We start from the raw sequence: 18,306 nt of genomic DNA on the forward strand, positions 1-18,306 counted from the left end.
GCCGGACGGGCCGACGATCGCCAGCATCTCTCCGCGCCGGACCATGAGGTCCGCGTCGGCGAGGGCCCCGCCCCTCCCCCGTCCCCGGCGTCTCCGGACCGCCCGCGAAGTACGGCCCGGGCCGCTGCTCGGTCGATCCCGCCTCGCAGCCTGGTCGCCGCCACCATGCTCATGATGGGCCGGCTGCTGCCGGCCGGCGCCCGACCGCCCCGCGTTCCGTACCGCTTTGCCGCTCGTCGAACTCCATCGCCCCCGGGGCGCGCATCATCGAAGGAGGGAAGACAGTCGACGAGGAGTGGCGATGAGGTTGTCGTTCCTTGATCCCCTCTACGCGGAGCCGGGCCCGTTCGCCTCCGTGTACCTGGACACCTCCCGAAACGTCGAGCATCCCGAGCGGGCGATCGCGCTGCGCTGGCGGCGGCTGCGCGAGAGTCTGTCCCGTCAGGGCTCGGACCGGGCGCTGCTGAACGTACTGGAGGAGGTGGTCGGCGCCGACACAGAGGTGCCGGGGGTGCACGGTCAGGCCATCTTCGCCGCCCACGGCACGCTCGTCCTGGACGGGGAGCTGCCCAGGCCGCCCGAGCACGACTCCGCGCGCTACAGCACCCTGCCGGACGCGATGCCCCTGGTCACCCAGCACGTTCCGGAGATCCCCTACATGGCCGTAGTCGTCCACTACGGCGGCCTTCCGACCGCCGAGACCCACGGCTGGGTAACTCTGGAGGCGGAGACCGGCACCTGGCCCGCGTCCACCGTCACCCCGGGTGAGCGACTGCACCTCAGGGTCACGGTGGCGACCTGGCACCGCACCTCCCTCCGGCTCGGCCACCGGCTGGACGAATGGGCGCGGCGCGCCCATGCCGACGCCGTCGTCGTGGGCGGGGACGAGTGGGCGTGCAACGTACTGATCCGCCGCCTGCCGCACACCCTGCGGGACAAGGTCGTACGCGTGGGTGGCCGGACCCCCACCGACACCGGACGCGCCCTGTTGGAGCCGCAGCTCGACGGTGTCTTCCGCGGCCGCATGGCCGCGCACGACCGGGAACTCGTGGACATCTTCATCGGCCGGCGTGCCCTGGACGGACCCATGACGGAGGGGCTGGCCGCCACCGTCGCCGCCCTCCAGCGCGGCCAGGTCGCGGCACTGCTGCTGAACCGGCCGCCAGAGTCTTCGCTGCGGCTCTGGGCGGGCTCCCAGCCCACTCAGCTCGCCCTGACCGAGGCGGAGCTGGTGTCCTTCGGCGTGCGGGCCCCGCGCGAGGAACGCGCCGACGAGGCCCTCGTCCGGGCCCTCGTCGGCACCCGTGCCGAGCTGGTCGTCGTACCGGAGAGCGAGCTGAGGCTGTACGAGGGCGTGAGCGCCCTGCTGCGGTACAGCGACCCGGGGACCCCGTCCTGACGCCGGCGCGCTGCGCAGGACGGTCACCGCGGCCAGGTTCGTCCGGCTGTACGGCGCCCATGGCTACGACCAGCGGTGACGCGCTCAGCGCTGATAGGTCCCGACCAGGGTGCCGGAGGCCAGCTCCCTGCCCTTCAGGGCACGGTGCACGTCCTCGGCGCCCGGGTGGTCGTGCAGCGGCAGCGGCTCGGACAGGGCGTACAGGCGGAAGAAGTAGCGGTGCGGCCCGTGCCCCGGTGGAGGCATCGGCCCTCCCCAGCCCATGCGGCCGAAGCCGTTGGGCCACGGCAGGCCCCCGTGGGGCTTCTGGCCCTCCACCGTCCCGGTGGTCCCCGGATCAATGCCGGTCACCAGCCAGTGCAGGAAGGTCGTCCCCGGCGCGTCCGGGTCCTCGCACAGGAGCACCAGCTCCGTGGCCTCGTGGGGCACCCCCGACCAGGTCAGGGGCGGTGAGATGTTCTCACCCTCCCCGCTGTACCGACGGGGGATCACCGTCTTGTCGTCGAACGCGGTGCTGCTGAGTTCAATTCCGCTCATGGGCGCCGCCCTACCCGCAACGGCGGCACCGGCACCGGTCCGCACCCCAAAACCCCCGTTCGGCCGAGCCCACCCGGGCCGCCGCCGGAAGCGCGGGGAAGATGGCAGTGTGCCGACAAGGATCCTGCTCGAGAGCCGCCCTGGCGCGGGCAAGACGACCGCCCTCCGTCGGCTGGCCGCGCTGCTGCCCACCCACGCGGCCACCGGCTTCACCACCGAGGAGATCCGGCAATCCGGCGCCCGCGTCGGATTCGCCCTGGAGACTCTGGCAGGCCGGCGGGAGGTACTCGCCCACGTCGACCTGCCCGGTCCGCCACGGGTAGGGAAATACGGCGTCGACCTGGGCGTCATGGAGCGACTGGCGCTGCCGTCGCTTCGGCCGGCAGCAACCGAGGAGGGTGCGGGGCGGCTGGTGCTCATCGACGAGCTGGGGCGGATGGAACTGGCGTGCACGGCGTTCCGGGACGCGGTCGACGCGCTGTTCGTCGCAGAGGTCGACGTCGTCGCCACGGTCCACGCGCACCGCGATTCGTTCACCGACGCCCTCAAGCGGCGCGCCGACATCGAGGTCGTCCAGCTCACTCCGGCAAACCGGGACGTCCTGCCGGGGGAGCTCGCGGCCCGGCTGCAGCAGCCCAGGACACACGGAAGGCCCCCCTCTCGCGGATGAGAGACCGGCCTCCGGCCCGCTCCTCGGTCGTGCGGATCACGGTGGCCTGGTAGTCGGCGACGCGCTCGATGAAGAGGGCTGCGGGATCGTCTCCGGCGTGACTGCTCCGGTAGTCGCGGGGGACGGGCGACACGCTCGGCATTCCGGTGGTCGGCCGGCTGGACCGCCGGCACGACGACGAGCCCGTGAGGCATGGGAGAAAGCTGAGGTCGGGTATCCCGGCCGGGCGTCCCGTGCCCGGCCGGGGTGTCCGGTCGCGCGCTCAGCGTCCGCCGAGGGTGGCCGCCAGGTGGTCGCCGATGATCCAGCCGAAGCCGAGGGCGGTCAGCAGGCCGTTGCCGGACATGTAGCCCTCCGAGGAGGGGCCTGAGATGCCTGCTGCGGAGCCGCCGCCCGCGTACAGGCCGGGGATCGGGTGGCCGCAGTGGTGCTGGACGCGGCCGGTGGTGTCGACGAGCAGGCCGCCCTGGGTGGTGAGGACGCCGGGGGTGACCCAGCCCGCGTAGAGCGGGAACCGTAGGGGGCCGTGGTCGGTGCCGGCCGGGTCGTCCACCACGGAGACCGATCGGAAGCCGGCCAGCGTCTCGGCGAGGCGGGAATCGGAAAGGCCGGTGGCGGTGGCCAGGTCGGCCAGGGTTTCGTGGCGGCGGAAGGCCCCTGCGGCGGCGGATTCGCGCATCAGCTCGGAGTGCATCGCGGCCTTGTGGGCGCGTTCGTCCCAGATGAGTACGGCGCGGCCGCCGGGCTGCTCGGCGATGACGCGGCCCAGCTTGGAGTAGCCCTGGGCTTTCTCGTCGACGAACCGCCGGCCGTCGGTGCCCACGAGCAGTGCGCCCAGGAACGGCAGCACCGGGTTGAGGCGGGTGCCGTGGCCGGGGACCACCAGGCCGTGCCCGAGGAAGCTGCCCATGGTGCGGGTGGTGGCACCCAGTTCGAGGCCCCAGCGGATGGCGTCGCCCGTGCTGGTGCTGACGCCGCCATAGAATGCGCCCGCCGCGTCGGGGCAGAACTCGGCCATCATGTCGGGGTTGTTGGCGAAGCCGTCGGCTGCCAGTACGACTGCCTGGGCGCCGGCCCGCCGCTGCTCACCGCCGTCCAGCACGTGTACGCCGGTTACGGAGCCGTCCTCGGCGGTCAGCAGCCCGGTGCCCGGGGCGTTGTCGACGAAGACGATGTTGTCCGTGGCTTCGACGGCGCGCCGTAGTGTGCTGATCAGCCGCGCTCCCCCGGCACGGCCGGTGTCGGTGTGCAGCCGGGGCACGCTTTGGCCTGATCGGGCCATGTCCATGCCCAGTTCGACGGGGTGGCCCAGCTCGTCGGCCAGCCACTCGACGTAGTGGGGCGCGACCTGGCACAGGGAGGTGACGATCGGTTCGGCCTCGGGGTCGCCGTTGACGGTGAGGATGTCGCGGGCGTGCCGCTCGGGTGAGTCGTCGATGCCGGCGGCCCGCTGGTAGCGGGTGCCTCCGGCGGCCAGGCTGCCGCTGGAGAACTGGGAGTTGCAGCCTTCCTTGGTGCTCTTCTCGAACACGGCGACGAGGAGGTCGGGGTTGCGGGCGGCGCGCAGGGCGGCGACGAGGCCGCACGCCCCGCCGCCGACCACCACGACGTCCACCTCGTAGTCGGCGTCAGACGTCATGTCCGCCTCCCGCTGCGGCTCCCGCTCCCGCTCCGGCTCCGGCTCCGTAGTAGAACTCCCGGGCCGCCTTGACCAGTGCCGCGTCCGGCCGTGAGAAGTACAAGCCGGTGCGCGCTGGGTGCAGCCCGGTGCGGCGCCAGGCCTCGGCGCGGACCTCGGCGAGCGCCAGGCCGGTGCCGAGCGAGTCGATGACGGGGACGTCGTCGACCCGCGACACGCCTTGGTCGGCGAGGAACACGTTGAGCGGCCCCTCCCCCGGCACGATCACGTCGGCGCCGAGGGCGATCGCTTTCCGGGCCGCCGTCCGGAACGCCTCGAGCAGCGGCCCGGGGTCGGTGTACGCGGCCATCACATCGGTGAACTCCCGCTCCACCTGCACGATCGGGCCGACCAGCCGGTCGAATCCGTACGTCGCCATGTTCCGCCGCAGCTGCGGCTCGAGATCCGCGATGAAGTTGACGATCCCGATCCGGCTGCCCAGCGTGGCCGCGTACGCCACCGAGGCGTTGCCGAAGGCGACGACCGGGATGTCCACGAGGGTGCGGATCTCCTCGAAGGCGGTGTCGGGGATGGTGGCGATGAAGAAGGCGTCGTACCCCTGCTCCTCGGCGGTCAGGGCGGCCCTGACGAACTGCTCCTTGTGCAGGTTGGTGAGGTAGAGGTGGCCGATGTGGGTGCCCGGATAGGCGCTCGGGTAGGTGCCGGGTGCCATTCCGTGCAGCTCCACGGTGGTGCCCGTGCGGGCCGCGGCGGTCAAGTGCCGCTTCAGGGCGTCGCGGTAGTGCGGCACATCGTCGAGGACGGTGAAACTCTGGTGCCAGATCCGCATGTCAGCTCCCCACCGCTGCGGCCGCACGCCCGGCGATGCGGCCGAAGACCGCGCCGCGCAGCACCGAGGTGGAGCCGGTGTAGTTGGTGTAGTACATGCCGGTCAGCTCTCCGGCCGCGTACAGGCCGTGGATCGGGTTGCCGTCGAGGTCCAGCACCTCGGCCCGCTCGTTGGTCTTCAGGCCGCCGAAGGTGAAGACGTTCGAGGCGATGATCGGGTACGCGTGGTAGGGGGCGGTGTCGACCGGCCGGGCCCAGTTGGACTTGGGCGGGACAAGTCCGTCAGTGGCCAGCCCGTCCGTCTCCAGCGGCCGGAAGTCGCCGCCGGTGCACGCCTTGTTGTACTCGGCGACGGTGTCGGCCAGCGCCCGCGCGGGGATCTCCAGCTTGGCCGCCAGCTCCTCCAGGGTCGCCGCGGTGATGGCGGGCTGGTCGCTGCGCACCGCCGTGGCCAGCCCCGGTACGTCCGCGCTGCGGGCGTCGAAGACGGCGTACGCGATGCCGTCGGTCTGGGCGTGGATGCGCCGGGCGACCCGCTCGTACCAGGCGTCGACCGGACCCGGCGCCTCGTCGGTGAACCGGCGGCCCTCCTTGTTGACGAGGATGCCGTACGGGAAGGAGAAGACGGCCGCCTCGGGGACGCCGGAGCGGGGGTCCACCGGCTCGGCGTGGAAGAGGCTGAAGTCGCCGGCGGTGGCGGCTCCGACGGCCAGGCCCATCAACAGGGCGTCGCCCTTGTTGTAGTGGCCACCGCGGGCGACCGGGCGGGTGTGCCGGCCGCCGCGACCGTGGTAGCGAGCCATCAGTTCGGCGTTGCCCTCGTACCCGCCGCAGGCCAGCACCACCCGGCCGCGCAGTTCCCGGACGATACCGCCAAAGGCCGCCCGTACGCCGATGACCAGGCCGTCGGCGTCCTGCACGAGCGAACGCGCGGTGGTCTCGTACGAGAACGTCACCCCGGCTGCCTCCGCGGCGGCCGTGAGCGCCTCCACCAGGGCCAGACCGCCGCCGACCGGCATCAGCCGGGTGGTGGACGTGGTCAGGAACGGCGTGGGCAGGGCCTCGAACCGCACCCCGTGGGAGGCGATCCAGCGCAGCGTCGGGCCCGCGGATTCGGCCAGCTCACCGACGAGCTCGGGGCTCGCGGTGCTCAGCGACTTCAGCGGCGCCGACCAGGAGGCGGGGGCGCGCAGCGACTCGACCAGCAGGGACGGGTCCGGGTAGCCCATGAAGTCGCCGAGCAGCCGCTCCTCGAAGTCGTCGGAGACCTCGTCGAGGGACTTCATGCGCAGGAACGCCTCGGTGTGCCGGGTGTTGCCGCCCGCGTCGTGGCGCGGAGCCCGCTCCACGACGGCGACCCGGGCTCCGGCCTCGGCGGCGGCGAGCGCGGCGGTCAGCCCGGCGATGCCGCAGCCGACGACAACGACGTCGTACTCGGTCTCGGGCGTGGTCATGCGGTCCTCCCACTCAGCTCGGCGATGATCTCGTCGGCCGTACGCACGGCCGCGAACATCGGCAGGATTCGGGTGATCGCGATGTCATGCAGTTCGGGGTCGAAGGAGGCGCACATGTCCTCGACGACGGTCACCTGCAGGCCGCTGTCGACGGCGTAGCGGGCGGTCGACTCGACCACCAGGTTGGTGGCGACGCCGCCCAGCACGACATGGCGTACTCCCGCGCCGAGCAGCATCTGCAGCAGGGGTGTGCCGTTGAAGGCGCCGACCCCGCCCTTGTCCACCACAGGCTCGGCGGGCAGCGGGGCCAGAGGGCTGACGATCTGTGCGCCCGGCGCGGTGGTGAGCATGGCGCGCTCGCGCGGGTAGGCGTCGAAGCGGGCGGAGCGGTTGGTCCGCAGCTCGTAGGAGGGGTCGAAGGCGAGGCGGACATGCACCACATAGGCGCCGGCGTCGCGGGCGGCGGTCAGCACCTTCTCGGCGGTGGCCAGCACGCCGCGCTTGTCGACCTGTTCTGCGAGGGCGGGCATGCGCAGGTGCTCGCCCTGCTCGCAGAGGGCGACCTGGTAGTCCAGCATCAGCAGGGCCGTGCGGCCCGGCGGGGTCTCGGTCATCTCGGGACTCTTTTCGTTCCGTGCGGAGTACGGGTCGGCACGCGTCGTGCGGTACGGGTCACCACGCGGACCAGCCGCCGTCGACGTAGACGATCTGGCCGGTCATGTAGCGGCCGGCGTCGGAGGTGAGCAGGAGGAGCGGGCCGTCGAGGTCCTGGCCGGGTACGCCGAGCCGGCCGAGCATGGTGCGCTCGGAGAACCAGTCCAGGCGTTCGGGGTCGTCGCCCAGGGCGGCGGTCATCTCGGTGGGGTAGAACACGGCCGGGGCCAGGCAGTTGACCCGCACTCCCTGCCGGCCGAGCTCGGCGGCCATGGCGCGGGTGAGGTTGCCGATGCCGGCCTTCGAGGCGTAGTACGCGGACTCGGGTACGGGCCCGACCCGCTCGGCGTAGACGGTCGAGAAGTTGACGATCGTGCCGCGCTTCCGTCCGGCCATGAGCCGGCCCGCCGCCCGGTTGAGCAGCCAGGTGCCGGTGAGGTTGACGTCGAGGACGCGCCGCCACTCGTCGAGAGTGGTCTCGAAGGCATCCTTGCGGAGCATCACTCCGGCGGCGTTGACCAGGATGTCGAGGCGCCCGTCGGGGTCTGCGGCGTGCGCCACCAGGGTCTCCACCTGGTCCTCGCGGGTGACGTCCACCCTCAGCGCGCGGGCCTTCGCTCCGGTCGCGAGGAGGGTTCCGACGGTGGCGTCCAGGTCGGCGCCGCGCGACGGCAGGTCGGCGACCACCACCTCGGCGCCCTGCCGGGCCAGTGCGAGTGCGGCGTACGCGCCGAGGCCGCCCTTCGCCGCGCCGGTGACCAGTGCCCGCCGCCCGGTCAGATCGAACAGCTCGCCGCTCATACGGACTGTGCCTCCTCGCTCGCCGACAGCCCCGCGATCCGGCCGAAGATGGCGGCCTTGCCGATGGAGGTGCCCGTGACATAGCCGGCGCCGTGCAGGCCGCCGGTGATCTCGCCCGCCGCGTACAGGCCGGGTATCGCCTCGCCGTACACGTCGAGGACCCGGGTGCGGGGGTCGATGGTCAGGCCGCAGTACGTGGCCAGCACGACGGCGGTGGACGGGTGGGCGTAGAAGGGCGCGGTGGCGATGGGGGTCTGCGTCCCGACCCGGCCCGACAGGGTTCGCCTGCCGAGGTGGTCGGGGGTGCCCTGCTCGATCGCGGTGTTGTACTGCGTGACCGTGGCGGTGAGCGCGTCCGCGGGGATGTCCAGTTGCTTCGCCAGCTCCTCCAGGGTGTCGGCCTGCAGCAGCAGGCCGTTGTCCAGCCGGGCGGCGAAGTCGTAGATCGGCACGCCGGCGTCGCTGAGCGCCATCACGCGGGCGTCGAAGATCTGGTGGGCGATGCCGCCGTTCTGCGCCAGGCAGGCGTCGCCGATCACCTTGTACGGCAGCGACTCGTCGATGAACCGCCGCCCACTGCCGTTGACCGCGATCGCGCCCTTGTAGACGGCGAGGATGCCGGTGCCGCCCTCGGCGCCGCCGGGGTCGGGGTGGATGCCGAAGGTGCCCTTGATGTACGGGGTGTCGGTGACCCCGGCGCCGGCCTTCCAGGCCATCAGCAGCCCGTCGCCCGTGCTGCCCGCGCCGCCGCCGCGCAGCGCCCGCTCCATCTGCGGGGCGAACCGGGTCAGCAGGTCGGGGTTGCGGGAGAAGCCGCCGGAGGCGAGGACCACCGCCCGGGCGGCCAGTTCCCCGCCGTCCGTGGCGATCCCGACGACCTGGCCGTCCTCGACCAGCAGCCGCCGCACCGCGGTCCCGGGCAGGAAGTCCGCGCCGAGCTCCCGTGCCCGGTCCAGCAGCGTCCGGACCAGCACCCGTGTGTCGGTGGGGTGCGAGCGCGGCACGCTCTGCCCGGATGCGGCGTGCACCTCCCCGTACACGATGCCCATGCCGCGCAGCCACCGGTACGTGGCCAGCTGCTCGGCGCAGTACGTGTCGACCAGGGCCGTGTCGTTGCGGTGCTGTCCCGTCTCCAGCAGGTCGCGGCGGAGCACCTCGACGTCATCGGCGACCCCGTCGGCGGCCTGCTCGTCGGTGCCGGCGAAGGCGGACAGGCCCGCGCTGAGCACCGTGCTGCCGCCGATCTCGGGTTGCTTCTCGCAGATCACGACCCGGGCTCCGGCCTCGGCTGCGGCCACGGCCGCGGTCAGCCCGGCCAGTCCCGCGCCGACCACCGCCACATCAGTCATCGTTGAACTTCCTCTCCAGTGCGGTGTATTCGGGGAGTCCGAAGAGGGACTGCCGGTCGGCCCACGGCAACAGATACGGCGTACGGCTGCTGGTTTCGCCCGCGGTCCGCAGGTGGGCGAGCGCCTCGCGGCCTGCCTGCAGCATGCTGCGCATCAGGTAGTTGGCGAACAGCGCGACGGAGAAGCCGAGTTCGGCGAGCTCGGCGGCGCTCAGCTCCGGGGTCTTGCCGCCCTCGACGATGTTGGCCACCAGCGGCACGCCCGCCAGTTCGGTGCCGATGGTGCGCATCTCCTCGACGCCGCGCGGCGCCTCTATGAAGATCACGTCGGCTCCGGCCTCGACATAGAGGTGGGCGCGCCTGATCGCCTCGTCCAGGCCGAGCACCCCGCGGGCGTCGGTCCTGGCGACGATGACGAGCTGGGAGTCGCCGCGGGCGGCGACGGCGGCTTCGATCTTGGTCCGCATCTCGTCCGCGGTGACGAGCTGGTGCTCGTCGAAGTGGCCGCAGCGCTTGGCGAGCACCTGGTCCTCCAGTTGCACCGCGGCGGCACCGGCGGCCTCCAGCAGACGGACCGTACGCATCACGGACAGCGGTCCGCCGTACCCGGTGTCGGCGTCGACGATCAGCGGCAGGTCGGTGGCGGCGGCCAGTCGGACGACGTGGTCCACGACCTCCCGCTGTGAGATCAGCCCAATGTCGGGCAGCCCGTACTGGGCGTTGGCGAGGCCCGCCCCGGTCACGTACGCCGTGGCGAAACCGGCCTCCTCGACCAGCCGCAGCCCGGCCGCGTCCGTCACGCCGGGCGTGATCAGCGTCTCGCCCGCGGTCAGCAGCCGGCGCAGCTCGCGGCGACGCTGCTCGGCCGAGAGTCCGGGGAGGGCTGCATGTGTCCTCACAGGTGGACCCCCGGCCGGTCCTCGGCGCCCAGGTGCAAGGCGCTGAAGGCCTGGCCCAGCGGGTCGGCGAGCAGGAATGCATGGCCGACCGCGGCGGTGACGTCCTGGAAGCGGCGGTGCAGCGGGTGGTCGAGGTAGGCGACCCGGCCGCTGGAGGCGCGCATCAGGCGGGTGACGGCGGCACCCGCCTCCTGCGCGGCGCGGGCGACGTCGTACCGGTAGAAGGCGCGCGCCTCGCGGCTCGGCCACTCCCCCGCCTCGGCCGTCTCGGTCAGCTCGACGGCGGCGCGGCGCAGCTTGAGCAGTCCGGCGTCGACGGCGTAGAGGTTCTCGGCCAGGTGGTTCTGGATGAGCGCGTCGTCGCGGAGCATCCCGCCGTAGTTGGAGCGGCGGGTACGGGTGGCCTTCACCCACTCGTCGACGAAGCCCTGGGCCGCGCCGAGCGCGCCGGCCGCGATGATGAGGTTGAAGACGACGGCCCACGGCAGCCGGTACAGCGCACCGGAGTTGAGCTCGCGCCCGGGCAGCGGAGCACCCAGGTGGTACGTGTAGTCGACGTGCGACTGGCCCCGGTGCTCGGGCACGAACAGCTCGTCCACCACGATGTCGTTGCTGCCGGTGGCGGCAAGGCCCGCGGTGTGCCAGGTGTCCTCGATCCGGTACTGCTCGCGGTCCAGGATCACCGAGGTGAAGTCGGCGACGTCGTGGCCGTTCCACTCCCGGGTACCGGCGATGCCGCCGAGGATCACCCCGTCGCAGTGCAGGCTGCCCGAGGAGAACGACCAGCGGCCGGAGACCCGGTAGCCGCCGTCGACACGCTCGATCCTGCCGGTGGGGGTGTAGGAGGAGGCGATCGCCCGGTCGGGTTTCTCACCCCAGATCTCCTGCTGGGTCCGCTCGGGGAAGAGCGCGATCTGCCAGGGGTGCACGCCGACCACGGCGGTGACCCAGCCGGCGGCCGGGTTGGCACGGCCGACCTCGACGACGGCGTCGAGGAACTCGGCCAGGGGCACTTCGCCCCCGCCCCAGCGGGCGGGCTGCAATGCGCGCAGCACGCCGGTTTCGTTCAGTTGTTTCCAGGCGACGTCGGTGAGGCGCCGCTGTTCGGCCCCGGCCGCGTCCTCGGCGGCCAGGGCGGGCGCGGCGGCGCGCACCGCTTCAACGAGGGACATGAGTTCCGGCCTCCAGAACGGAGTGAATGCAGTGAGCGAAGTAGCGTTCACTACAGAGAGATGGGCGCACGAGTACCAGGTCCTCCGGCCAGGAGGAGGGTACGGCGCTGGAGGAAGGTACGGCGCTGCAGGTAGAAGGGGATGCTCGCTGCGCGCTCAGGACGCGAGCTGCGTCCGGTAACCGCCGTAGCTCCCGCGGTAGAAGATGAGCGGGGCGCTCTCCGGCCTCGCACCCAGGTCGAGGACCCGTCCCAGCGCGAGGAAGTGGTCGCCGGCCTCGTCCACGCGTTCCAGCCGGCAGTCGATCCAGGAGATCGCGTCGTCGAGGACCGGGGCGCCGGAAGCGCCGGGTGCCCAGTTGAGGGAGCCGAACTTGTCGGCGCCACGCGTGGCGAAGAGTCGGCAGAGGCCCTGGTGGTCCTCGCCCAGGATGTTGACGCAGAAGGCGCCGGCCTGCCTGATACGGGGCCAGGTGGTCGAGGAGGCGTCGGGGAAGAATCCCACGAGCGCGGGGTTGAGCGACACCGAGGTGAAGGAGCCGACAGCCATGCCGACCGGCTCGTCCTCGTGCATCGCGGTGACCACCGCCACTCCGGTCGGGTAGTTGCCGAGCACCCGCCGGAAGTACGCCGGGTCGATCTCGCTGTGGACCGGCTCCGTCTCGGCGGCCGGGCCGGTGCCGTGGTCCTCAGAGATGGATGCGGGAGGCTGCTGATGCAGGGTTTCGGACATCGATGTGTCCCTCTCAGTCATGCGGCGGCAGGTGCTCAGAACTCGCCTCGGACGAAGCCGGAGACCAGGTGGGCAAACATCTCGGGGTACTCGATCTGGCTCCAGTGACCGCACTTGGGGACGATGTGCAGCCGGGCGTTCGGAATGTGCTGCGCGAGGTAGTGGCTGCACTCGACGGGCACGATCTTGTCCTCGCGGGCCGCGATGACGAGCACGTCCTGCTCGATCTTCGCCAGCTCCTCCGGCGGCCAGCCGATCTTCGGTCCTGCGGTGAAGTCGAACGTGGCCAGGTGCGAGCGCTTGACCTCCTCACGGGTGGCGCGGGGGACGCGGACCGCGGCGATCTCGTTCAGCTGGTCGCCGAAGGAGGCGGGGTCGTAGACGAAGAGGGACAGCAGCTCGGCCATCTCCTGCTCGGTCGGGTTGTCGTAGAAGTTGACCAGCTTGGCCAGGCCGGGCAGTGGCTTGAGGCCGGGCATGCCGCCGCTGCCCATGAGGATGACCTTGTTGATGCGTTCCGGCCGCTCCAGGACCATGGCCAGGGACATCTGGCCGCCGTAGGAGTTGCCGACGAGGGTGACCTTGTCGACGCCCAGCTTGTCCAGCAGCTGCCAGGTGGCGGCGAGCCGCAGCTCGGTGAAGGCGGCCATGCCGCGCGGCGGCGGGTTGGGGTGGTCGGAGTCGCCGAAGCCCAGGGTGTCCGGGGCGATGCAGTAGTAGCGGTCGCCCAGGTCGCCGATCAGGCGCTCCCAGTTGGACAGTCCGGTGACGCCGGGACCCGAGCCGTGCAGGAAGAGCAGCGCCTCAGCGGAGGGGTCGCCTGCGGTGCTCACGTGGAGGGTGTGGTCGCCGACCGGGATGTCGGTGGTGGTGATGGGGGCGGTCATTCCGCGTTCCTCTCAGGGGCGTTCGACTCGGGGGCGTTCGACTCAGGCGAGTTCGGCTTGTTGAACAGGGCGAAGGGCAGCTCGTCGCGGTGCTTCGTGCCCTGGTGGCCCCAGATCTTGGTGCGGGTGTACGTGGCCGGCTCCCAGAGGCTGTCGTCGACCTGCAGGCCGCCGTGGCCGTACTCCAGGTGGAACCCCGCCGGCGTGTAGAGGTAGAAGGACGTCATCAGGTCGTTGGTGTGCCGGCCGAGCGTCAACACGACCGGTACGTCGCGCTCCTCGCACAGGTCGTACGCGGTGCCGACGTCGTCGAGCGAGGCGACCTCGACCATCAGGTGCTGGAAGCCGCTCGCTCCCGGCACCTCGGCGATCGCCAGCGAGTGGTGACGGCCGTTGACGTGGTAGAACTGCGCGTTCAGCGGCGGGTCGATGATCCGGTCGGACAACCTGAAGCCGAGCACATCGGTGAAGAAGTCGTTGGCCTGCTGCATGTCCGGGACGACCAGAACCGCGTGCCCGAGGCCCTGCTCGCCGGTGACGAAGCCCGAGATCGCCCGGCCCGGGCGGAAGCTCGCCGGGTGGCGGGACTGGCCCCAGGTCAGCTCATGGCGGTTGCCGAACGGGTCGATGAACCAGGCCAGGCCCGCGACCGCGCGCTCCTGCAACAGGTCCGGCTTGCCCTCGTGCACCTCGATGCCGTACTCGGTGAGGCGGCGCACCAGCGCGTGCAGGTTGTCGGGCGTACGGACGTTCCAGCCGAGGTATTCGTTGGCGTGCTCCTCGCCGGGGTGAATGGCGAGCCGGTAGTCCGCGTCGTCGACCTTCAGACGTACGGCGCCGTCGGGGCCGCGCCCGGCGACCTGCATGCCGAGCACCTCGGGACCGAACGTCAGCCACTCCTCGTAGCCGGGAGAGGAGAAGCCGATGTAGCTGAGCGAGTGGATCACAGTTGTACCTCCGGAGGAGTCGCGCCCAGCTCGCGGGCGGCATAGGCGAGGCCGACCGCGTCCGGAACGAGGAACGCGTGGCCGAGGGCGGTGACGATGTCCTGGTAGCGCCGGTGGAGCGGGTGGTCCACGTAGGCGACCCGGCCGCTGGAGTTGCGGTACAGGTCGGCGATCGCGTCACCGACCAGCTCGCAGCCGCGGGTGATGTCCCAGCGGTAGCGGGCCCGCACCGCCTTGGAGACGTGCTCCCCCCGCTCCGCGGCCTTGGTGATCTCGATGGCGGCGCGGCGCATCTTCATGGTCGCGGCGTCCAGCGTCCAGTAGGCCTGCGCCAGATGACGCTGGGTCAGCGGGTCATCGCGGTAGAAGCCGCCCCAGTTTCCCCGCCGGGTGCTGTTGATCTCCGTCCACTCGTCGAGGAAACCCTGGGCCATGCCGAGCGTCGGAGCCACCAGCACAAGGTTGAACAGCGTCGCCCACGGGAGGGCGTACCGCGGGCCGGGGTTCGTCTCCTGGCCCGGTGCGCGGACGCCCGGCACGTACTCGTAGCGGATGTGCGAGAGGAACCGGTGGGCGGGGACGAAGGCGTCCTCGACCACGATGTCCTTGCTGCCGGTGGCCTTGAGACCCGCGGTGTGCCAGTTGTCGTCGATGCGGTACTGGTCGCGCAGCAGGATGATCGAGCCGTAGTCCGGGACCCGGACGCCGTCCGCGACCTCGGTCTCACCGGCCACGCCGCCGAGGATCACACCGTGCCCGTGGTCGCATCCCGACGAGAAGGACCAGCGGCCGCTCACCCGGTAGCCGCCGTCGGCCGGGATGATCTTCCCGGTCGGCGCATAGGAGGACGACAGCATCCGCGAGGCGTCCTCGCCCCACAGCTCCTGCTGGGTCTCCTCCGGGAACAGCGCGCTCTGCCAGGGATGCGACCCGACCACGCCTGCCACCCACCCGGCAGCGGGCGCGACCCGGGCGATCTCGAAGACCGCGTCGAGGAACTCGGCCAGCGGCAGTTCCCCGCCGCCCCAACGGGCGGGCTGGAGGGCGCGCAGCACGCCGGTCTCCTGCAGGTACTTCCACGTCGTGTCGGTCAGGCGGCGCTCGTGGGCACCGAGCAGTTCCTCGGCGGCGAGCTCTGGAGCGAGCTGCTGAACTTTGTCAACGATCGTCACAGATGACCCCTTCCGCTACATCGATGTAGCGAGAGCCGTTCCCTGTAGCGATCGCTACAGGGAGTTCATGAGCCGGAAACTTAGACCTGCTGGGAGGCCTTGGCAAGACTTCCGGTCGCGAGAACTGCGCGGCACCTTGCGCACGCAGGTCCCCCGGAAACCGCGTGATAGAAGGTTCCTGTGGCCAGAAAGACGGAGCGGACCCACCAGCAGGGCGACGAGTCACGCCGCCGGATACTCGACGCGACCCTGGAGATCGCCGCGGAGCGCGGCTACGACGGCACGTCCGTCGCACTCGTCACCGAGCGGACCGGCCTGCCCGCGAGCTCGATCTACTGGCACTTCGGCAACAAGGACGGGCTGATCGCGGCGGTCCTGGAGCACAGCTACCGGGCGTGGCGTGAGCACGCGCCGGACTGGGACGGCGACGCCCCACCGGAGCGGCGCGGCGAAGCCCTTCAGGACTTGCTGCGCGAGGTCGGTCAAGCCTTCGTCGACAAGCCGGAGTTCTGGCGCCTCGGCCTGATGCTGGCTCTCGGCAAGCACCCCAAGGAGCCGGCCGCCAGGACACGCTTCCTGCAGGTGCGGGCCGAAAGTCTGGAGCGGGTGGCCGGCTGGTGGACCCGGGTTCTGCCCCCGGACGCACTCGCCCAGGCACCGGACACCCCCCGCATACTCGCCCTGCTCAACGTGGCCACCACGGACGGGTTCTTCCTCGCGTCCCGGGCCGGCGGCAGCTGGGACTTCGTCCAGCTGCTCAGCCTGTTCGCGGTGGGGCTGGATGCCGCGGCCACGTACCTCGTGGAACGTGCGCCGGCCGGCGACGCGCCCTCCCCCGGACCCACCCCGAAACCGCACCGGAGTGCCCCCGACTCATCCGCCACAGAGGCGGCCGGCTCCCGGATGCGGATCCTGTCCGCCGCCGCGGAGATCGCGGCCGAGAGGGGTTACGAAGGGACGTCCATCGCCCGGGTCTGCAAGCGGTCAGGGCTGCCGGTGAGCTCCCTGTACTGGCACTTCAAGGACAAGGACGAACTGCTCGCTGCGGTCGTGGAACACAGCTTCGAGCAGTGGTCGGCAACGCAGGCCACCTGGGAGCCGGCGCCCGATCCGGCCGGACGCGCGGCCGGACTGCGCGCAACCCTCACCCGGTCCCTGGGCAGCCTCGCCACCGCACCCGACTTCCTGCGGATCGGTCACCTGCTCGCGCTGGAACAGAGGGAGGCCGAGCCCACCGCCCGGGTGCTGTTCCTCGACGTCCGCCACCGTGTCCTGCGCTCGATGGCCGGATGGTTCACCGCGAACCTGGACACGGACCTGACGGACCACGCCCCGGACCTGCCGTTGCAGCTGGCCATGCTGCTCATGGCGTTCTCCGACGGCCTCTTCATCGCCGAACAGGTCGGGGACGACTGGGAGCTCGACACCTACGTGGAGGTCATCGTCGAAGTCATCCAGGCGGTCATCGCCAACGCCAGGACAAACCAGACAGGTTGACCTCCAGGCGTGTTCGCCGGCAGACGGACAGGACGTCAGGGATCCCGGACCACGACAGGGCCGCATCCGATCGGCGAGGGAGCCGATCCGCCCCGATCCGTCTTCCGGTGGGTACAGCCTTCATATCGAGAGATACTTCCCTTATACGCCGGTCTGTCCACTCATGCGTGTTCCCGTGGGCGGGCGGTGAAGGCCGGGGTGCGCGTGCGGTGCGTCGCGGGGAGCGTCGAAGATGCGAAAACCATTGACTTGTCTCACCAGCGCGTCGATACCCCCGGACGCGGCAGAGGAGGCGGCGTGACATGGACACCAGGTCCGCTCGCGAGCAGGTGGAGTACCGCGCCGCCGAAGCCGTTCCGCTCGCCCCGGGATCCCTGCTCTGGGACATCACCGGTGACATCAGGACCCTGTTCTCCCTGCCCGCGGCCATGGTGCTCCAGGTCGCCCACCCGGCGGTCGGTGCCGGCGTCGACGACCACTCGGTGTTCCGCACCGATCCCTGGGGGAGACTCGAACGCTCCCTGACATCCCTCCAGTTGTGGGTCTACGGCAACGATCGCGCGCTGGAGGAAGGCCGCAGGCTCCGCAAGCTGCACCAGGCCATCTCCGGCACCGACGCCCACGGCCGCCCCTATCACGCCCTGACCCCCGCCCACTACGCCTGGGTGCACGCCACCGCCTACCCGATCTTCCTGCGGACCGCGCGCTACCTGTCCCACCCGCTCGACGAACGCCGCCTGTATGACGAGTTGCTCCAGCTCGGCGACGTCCTCGGCATCACACGGCACGACATGCCGAAGACCCCCGAGGAGTACTGGCCGTACTTCGAGCGAATGGTCCGCGAGGAACTGGAGCTGACCGTCGTCGCCGCCGAACTCCTCGACCCGCGCCGGCCGATCCCGCCCCCGCCCGGCGCCCACGCCCTGCTCCGCCGTATCTGGCCGGTGCTGTGCCCGCCGCTCGCCCGCCTGCACGTCTTCGTCACCACCGGCCTGCTCCCGCCCGCCGTCCGCGACCGCCTCGGCCTGCCCTGGACTGCCTGCGACGAGCGCCGGCTGCGCCACCTGTGCGCCGCCGTACGCACTCTCTTCCCCCTGCTCCCCGAGCGCCTGCGCTACTTCCCCCTGGCCCGCGAGGCACGGCGCGCGGCCCGGCACGCAGGCCGACCGCGGCCGGCGCAGTCCTGATCCCACCCCGGCGTCACCGCTCGGGGCGGCATGCCTGAAGGGCCCGCGGGCAGGATCGTCCGGTGACTCATCTCGGGCTGGTGACCCTTGTCGTGCGCGACTACGACGAAGCCATCGCCTTCGTGACGTCCGCGGGCGCGACCACGCGCGGATGCGGGCGGCCGGGGTCGTCTTCGAGGAGGCGCCCCGGCAGGAGCCGTACGGCACCGTCGCCGTCTACCGGGACCTGTACGGCAACCGGTGGGACCTGATCCAGCCGAACAGGCCTGACAGCGTTGCGGGTTGAGGGATCGGGCCGACGCCGGTCTTTTGGACCGACCGGCAAATGGGGGGCGGCGTCGCCCATTTGCCGGTCGGTCTTGGTCGAAGACGGCCGTGAGTCACGTACCCGATGCCCGTGATGCGGCGTGCCGCGGATGGTCCGGCCCCCTCAACTCGGCATTCCCGCCCCGGACATGGCACCCATCCGGAGCACCGCGAACC

At 71.4% G+C, this 18,306-nt stretch carries 18 protein-coding genes; 5 read left to right on the forward strand and 13 right to left on the reverse strand.

Features of this window, described 5'->3' with window-relative positions; genetic code table 11:
* The first annotated feature begins 301 nt into the window (after window positions 1–301).
* Window positions 302–1,399 carry a baeRF2 domain-containing protein gene (locus tag ABT114_RS37425; protein WP_351147841.1) on the forward strand — a complete coding sequence of 366 codons (1,098 nt, stop codon included), beginning with the start codon at window positions 302–304 and terminating at the stop codon, window positions 1,397–1,399.
* Between the two features lie 84 nt (window positions 1,400–1,483).
* Here the strand turns inward: ABT114_RS37425 and ABT114_RS37430 are convergent, their stop codons facing one another.
* On the reverse strand, window positions 1,484–1,936 hold the full coding sequence (locus ABT114_RS37430; RefSeq protein WP_351147844.1) for a YbhB/YbcL family Raf kinase inhibitor-like protein: 453 nt from the start codon (window positions 1,934–1,936) through the stop codon (window positions 1,484–1,486).
* Window positions 1,937–2,045: 109 nt separating this feature from the next.
* Here ABT114_RS37430 and ABT114_RS37435 point away from each other — a divergent pair, with 109 nt between their 5' ends.
* Window positions 2,046–2,606 (forward strand): nucleoside-triphosphatase, encoded by a 561-nt coding sequence (locus tag ABT114_RS37435; RefSeq protein ID WP_351147847.1) that lies wholly within the window; start codon window positions 2,046–2,048, stop codon window positions 2,604–2,606.
* A gap of 262 nt (window positions 2,607–2,868) precedes the next feature.
* Here ABT114_RS37435 and ABT114_RS37440 read toward each other — a convergent pair whose 3' ends face one another.
* From ABT114_RS37440 to ABT114_RS37495, 12 genes are all read right to left on the reverse strand, one after another.
* Window positions 2,869–4,245 (reverse strand): FAD-dependent oxidoreductase, encoded by a 1,377-nt coding sequence (locus tag ABT114_RS37440; RefSeq protein WP_351147850.1) that lies wholly within the window; start codon window positions 4,243–4,245, stop codon window positions 2,869–2,871.
* Window positions 4,235–5,074 (reverse strand): aspartate/glutamate racemase family protein, encoded by an 840-nt coding sequence (locus ABT114_RS37445; protein WP_351147853.1) that lies wholly within the window; start codon window positions 5,072–5,074, stop codon window positions 4,235–4,237. Before ABT114_RS37445 ends, ABT114_RS37440 begins: the two co-directional genes overlap by 11 nt.
* 1 nt (window position 5,075) lies before the next feature.
* On the reverse strand, window positions 5,076–6,527 hold the full coding sequence (locus ABT114_RS37450; RefSeq protein ID WP_351147855.1) for an FAD-dependent oxidoreductase: 1,452 nt from the start codon (window positions 6,525–6,527) through the stop codon (window positions 5,076–5,078).
* On the reverse strand, window positions 6,524–7,141 hold the full coding sequence (locus tag ABT114_RS37455; RefSeq protein ID WP_351147858.1) for a cysteine hydrolase family protein: 618 nt from the start codon (window positions 7,139–7,141) through the stop codon (window positions 6,524–6,526). Before ABT114_RS37455 ends, ABT114_RS37450 begins: the two co-directional genes overlap by 4 nt.
* 58 nt (window positions 7,142–7,199) lie before the next feature.
* The gene (locus ABT114_RS37460; RefSeq protein WP_351147861.1) at window positions 7,200–7,982 is read right to left on the reverse strand and encodes an SDR family NAD(P)-dependent oxidoreductase; all 783 of its coding nucleotides are present in this window, start codon (window positions 7,980–7,982) and stop codon (window positions 7,200–7,202) included.
* The gene (locus tag ABT114_RS37465) at window positions 7,979–9,331 is read right to left on the reverse strand and encodes an FAD-dependent oxidoreductase (protein WP_351147864.1); all 1,353 of its coding nucleotides are present in this window, start codon (window positions 9,329–9,331) and stop codon (window positions 7,979–7,981) included. The genes ABT114_RS37460 and ABT114_RS37465 overlap by 4 nt, the downstream gene beginning before the upstream one ends.
* A complete protein-coding gene (locus ABT114_RS37470) occupies window positions 9,324–10,229 on the reverse strand; it encodes an isocitrate lyase/PEP mutase family protein (RefSeq protein WP_351147867.1) in 906 nt (301 codons plus the stop codon). Before ABT114_RS37470 ends, ABT114_RS37465 begins: the two co-directional genes overlap by 8 nt.
* Window positions 10,226–11,401, reverse strand: a complete 1,176-nt coding sequence (locus ABT114_RS37475; RefSeq protein WP_351147870.1) for an acyl-CoA dehydrogenase family protein — start codon at window positions 11,399–11,401, stop codon at window positions 10,226–10,228. The genes ABT114_RS37470 and ABT114_RS37475 overlap by 4 nt, the downstream gene beginning before the upstream one ends.
* A gap of 156 nt (window positions 11,402–11,557) precedes the next feature.
* Window positions 11,558–12,133: a flavin reductase family protein gene (locus ABT114_RS37480; RefSeq protein WP_351147872.1), complete on the reverse strand. Its 576-nt coding sequence runs from the start codon at window positions 12,131–12,133 to the stop codon at window positions 11,558–11,560.
* 35 nt (window positions 12,134–12,168) lie between these two features.
* The gene (locus tag ABT114_RS37485) at window positions 12,169–13,020 is read right to left on the reverse strand and encodes an alpha/beta fold hydrolase (RefSeq protein WP_351147875.1); all 852 of its coding nucleotides are present in this window, start codon (window positions 13,018–13,020) and stop codon (window positions 12,169–12,171) included.
* Complete coding sequence (locus ABT114_RS37490) at window positions 13,017–13,967, reverse strand: VOC family protein (protein WP_351147878.1); 951 nt, start codon at window positions 13,965–13,967, stop codon at window positions 13,017–13,019. The genes ABT114_RS37485 and ABT114_RS37490 overlap by 4 nt, the downstream gene beginning before the upstream one ends.
* Window positions 13,964–15,139: an acyl-CoA dehydrogenase family protein gene (locus tag ABT114_RS37495; protein ID WP_351147881.1), complete on the reverse strand. Its 1,176-nt coding sequence runs from the start codon at window positions 15,137–15,139 to the stop codon at window positions 13,964–13,966. The genes ABT114_RS37490 and ABT114_RS37495 overlap by 4 nt, the downstream gene beginning before the upstream one ends.
* A gap of 180 nt (window positions 15,140–15,319) precedes the next feature.
* On the opposite strand from ABT114_RS37495, the gene ABT114_RS37500 reads away from it, so the two are divergent.
* From ABT114_RS37500 to ABT114_RS37510, 3 genes are all read left to right on the forward strand, one after another.
* Window positions 15,320–16,636, forward strand: a complete 1,317-nt coding sequence (locus ABT114_RS37500) for a TetR/AcrR family transcriptional regulator (protein WP_351147884.1) — start codon at window positions 15,320–15,322, stop codon at window positions 16,634–16,636.
* A 302-nt stretch (window positions 16,637–16,938) separates the two neighbouring features.
* The gene (locus ABT114_RS37505; RefSeq protein WP_351147887.1) at window positions 16,939–17,823 is read left to right on the forward strand and encodes an oxygenase MpaB family protein; all 885 of its coding nucleotides are present in this window, start codon (window positions 16,939–16,941) and stop codon (window positions 17,821–17,823) included.
* A gap of 151 nt (window positions 17,824–17,974) precedes the next feature.
* Window positions 17,975–18,109, forward strand: coding sequence for a VOC family protein (locus tag ABT114_RS37510; protein WP_351147890.1), 135 nt, complete (start codon window positions 17,975–17,977; stop codon window positions 18,107–18,109).
* Window positions 18,110–18,306 lie beyond the last annotated feature (197 nt).

It is taken from the genome of Streptomyces sp. NPDC002088, from assembly GCF_040296605.1.
Lineage (GTDB): Bacteria > Actinomycetota > Actinomycetes > Streptomycetales > Streptomycetaceae > Streptomyces.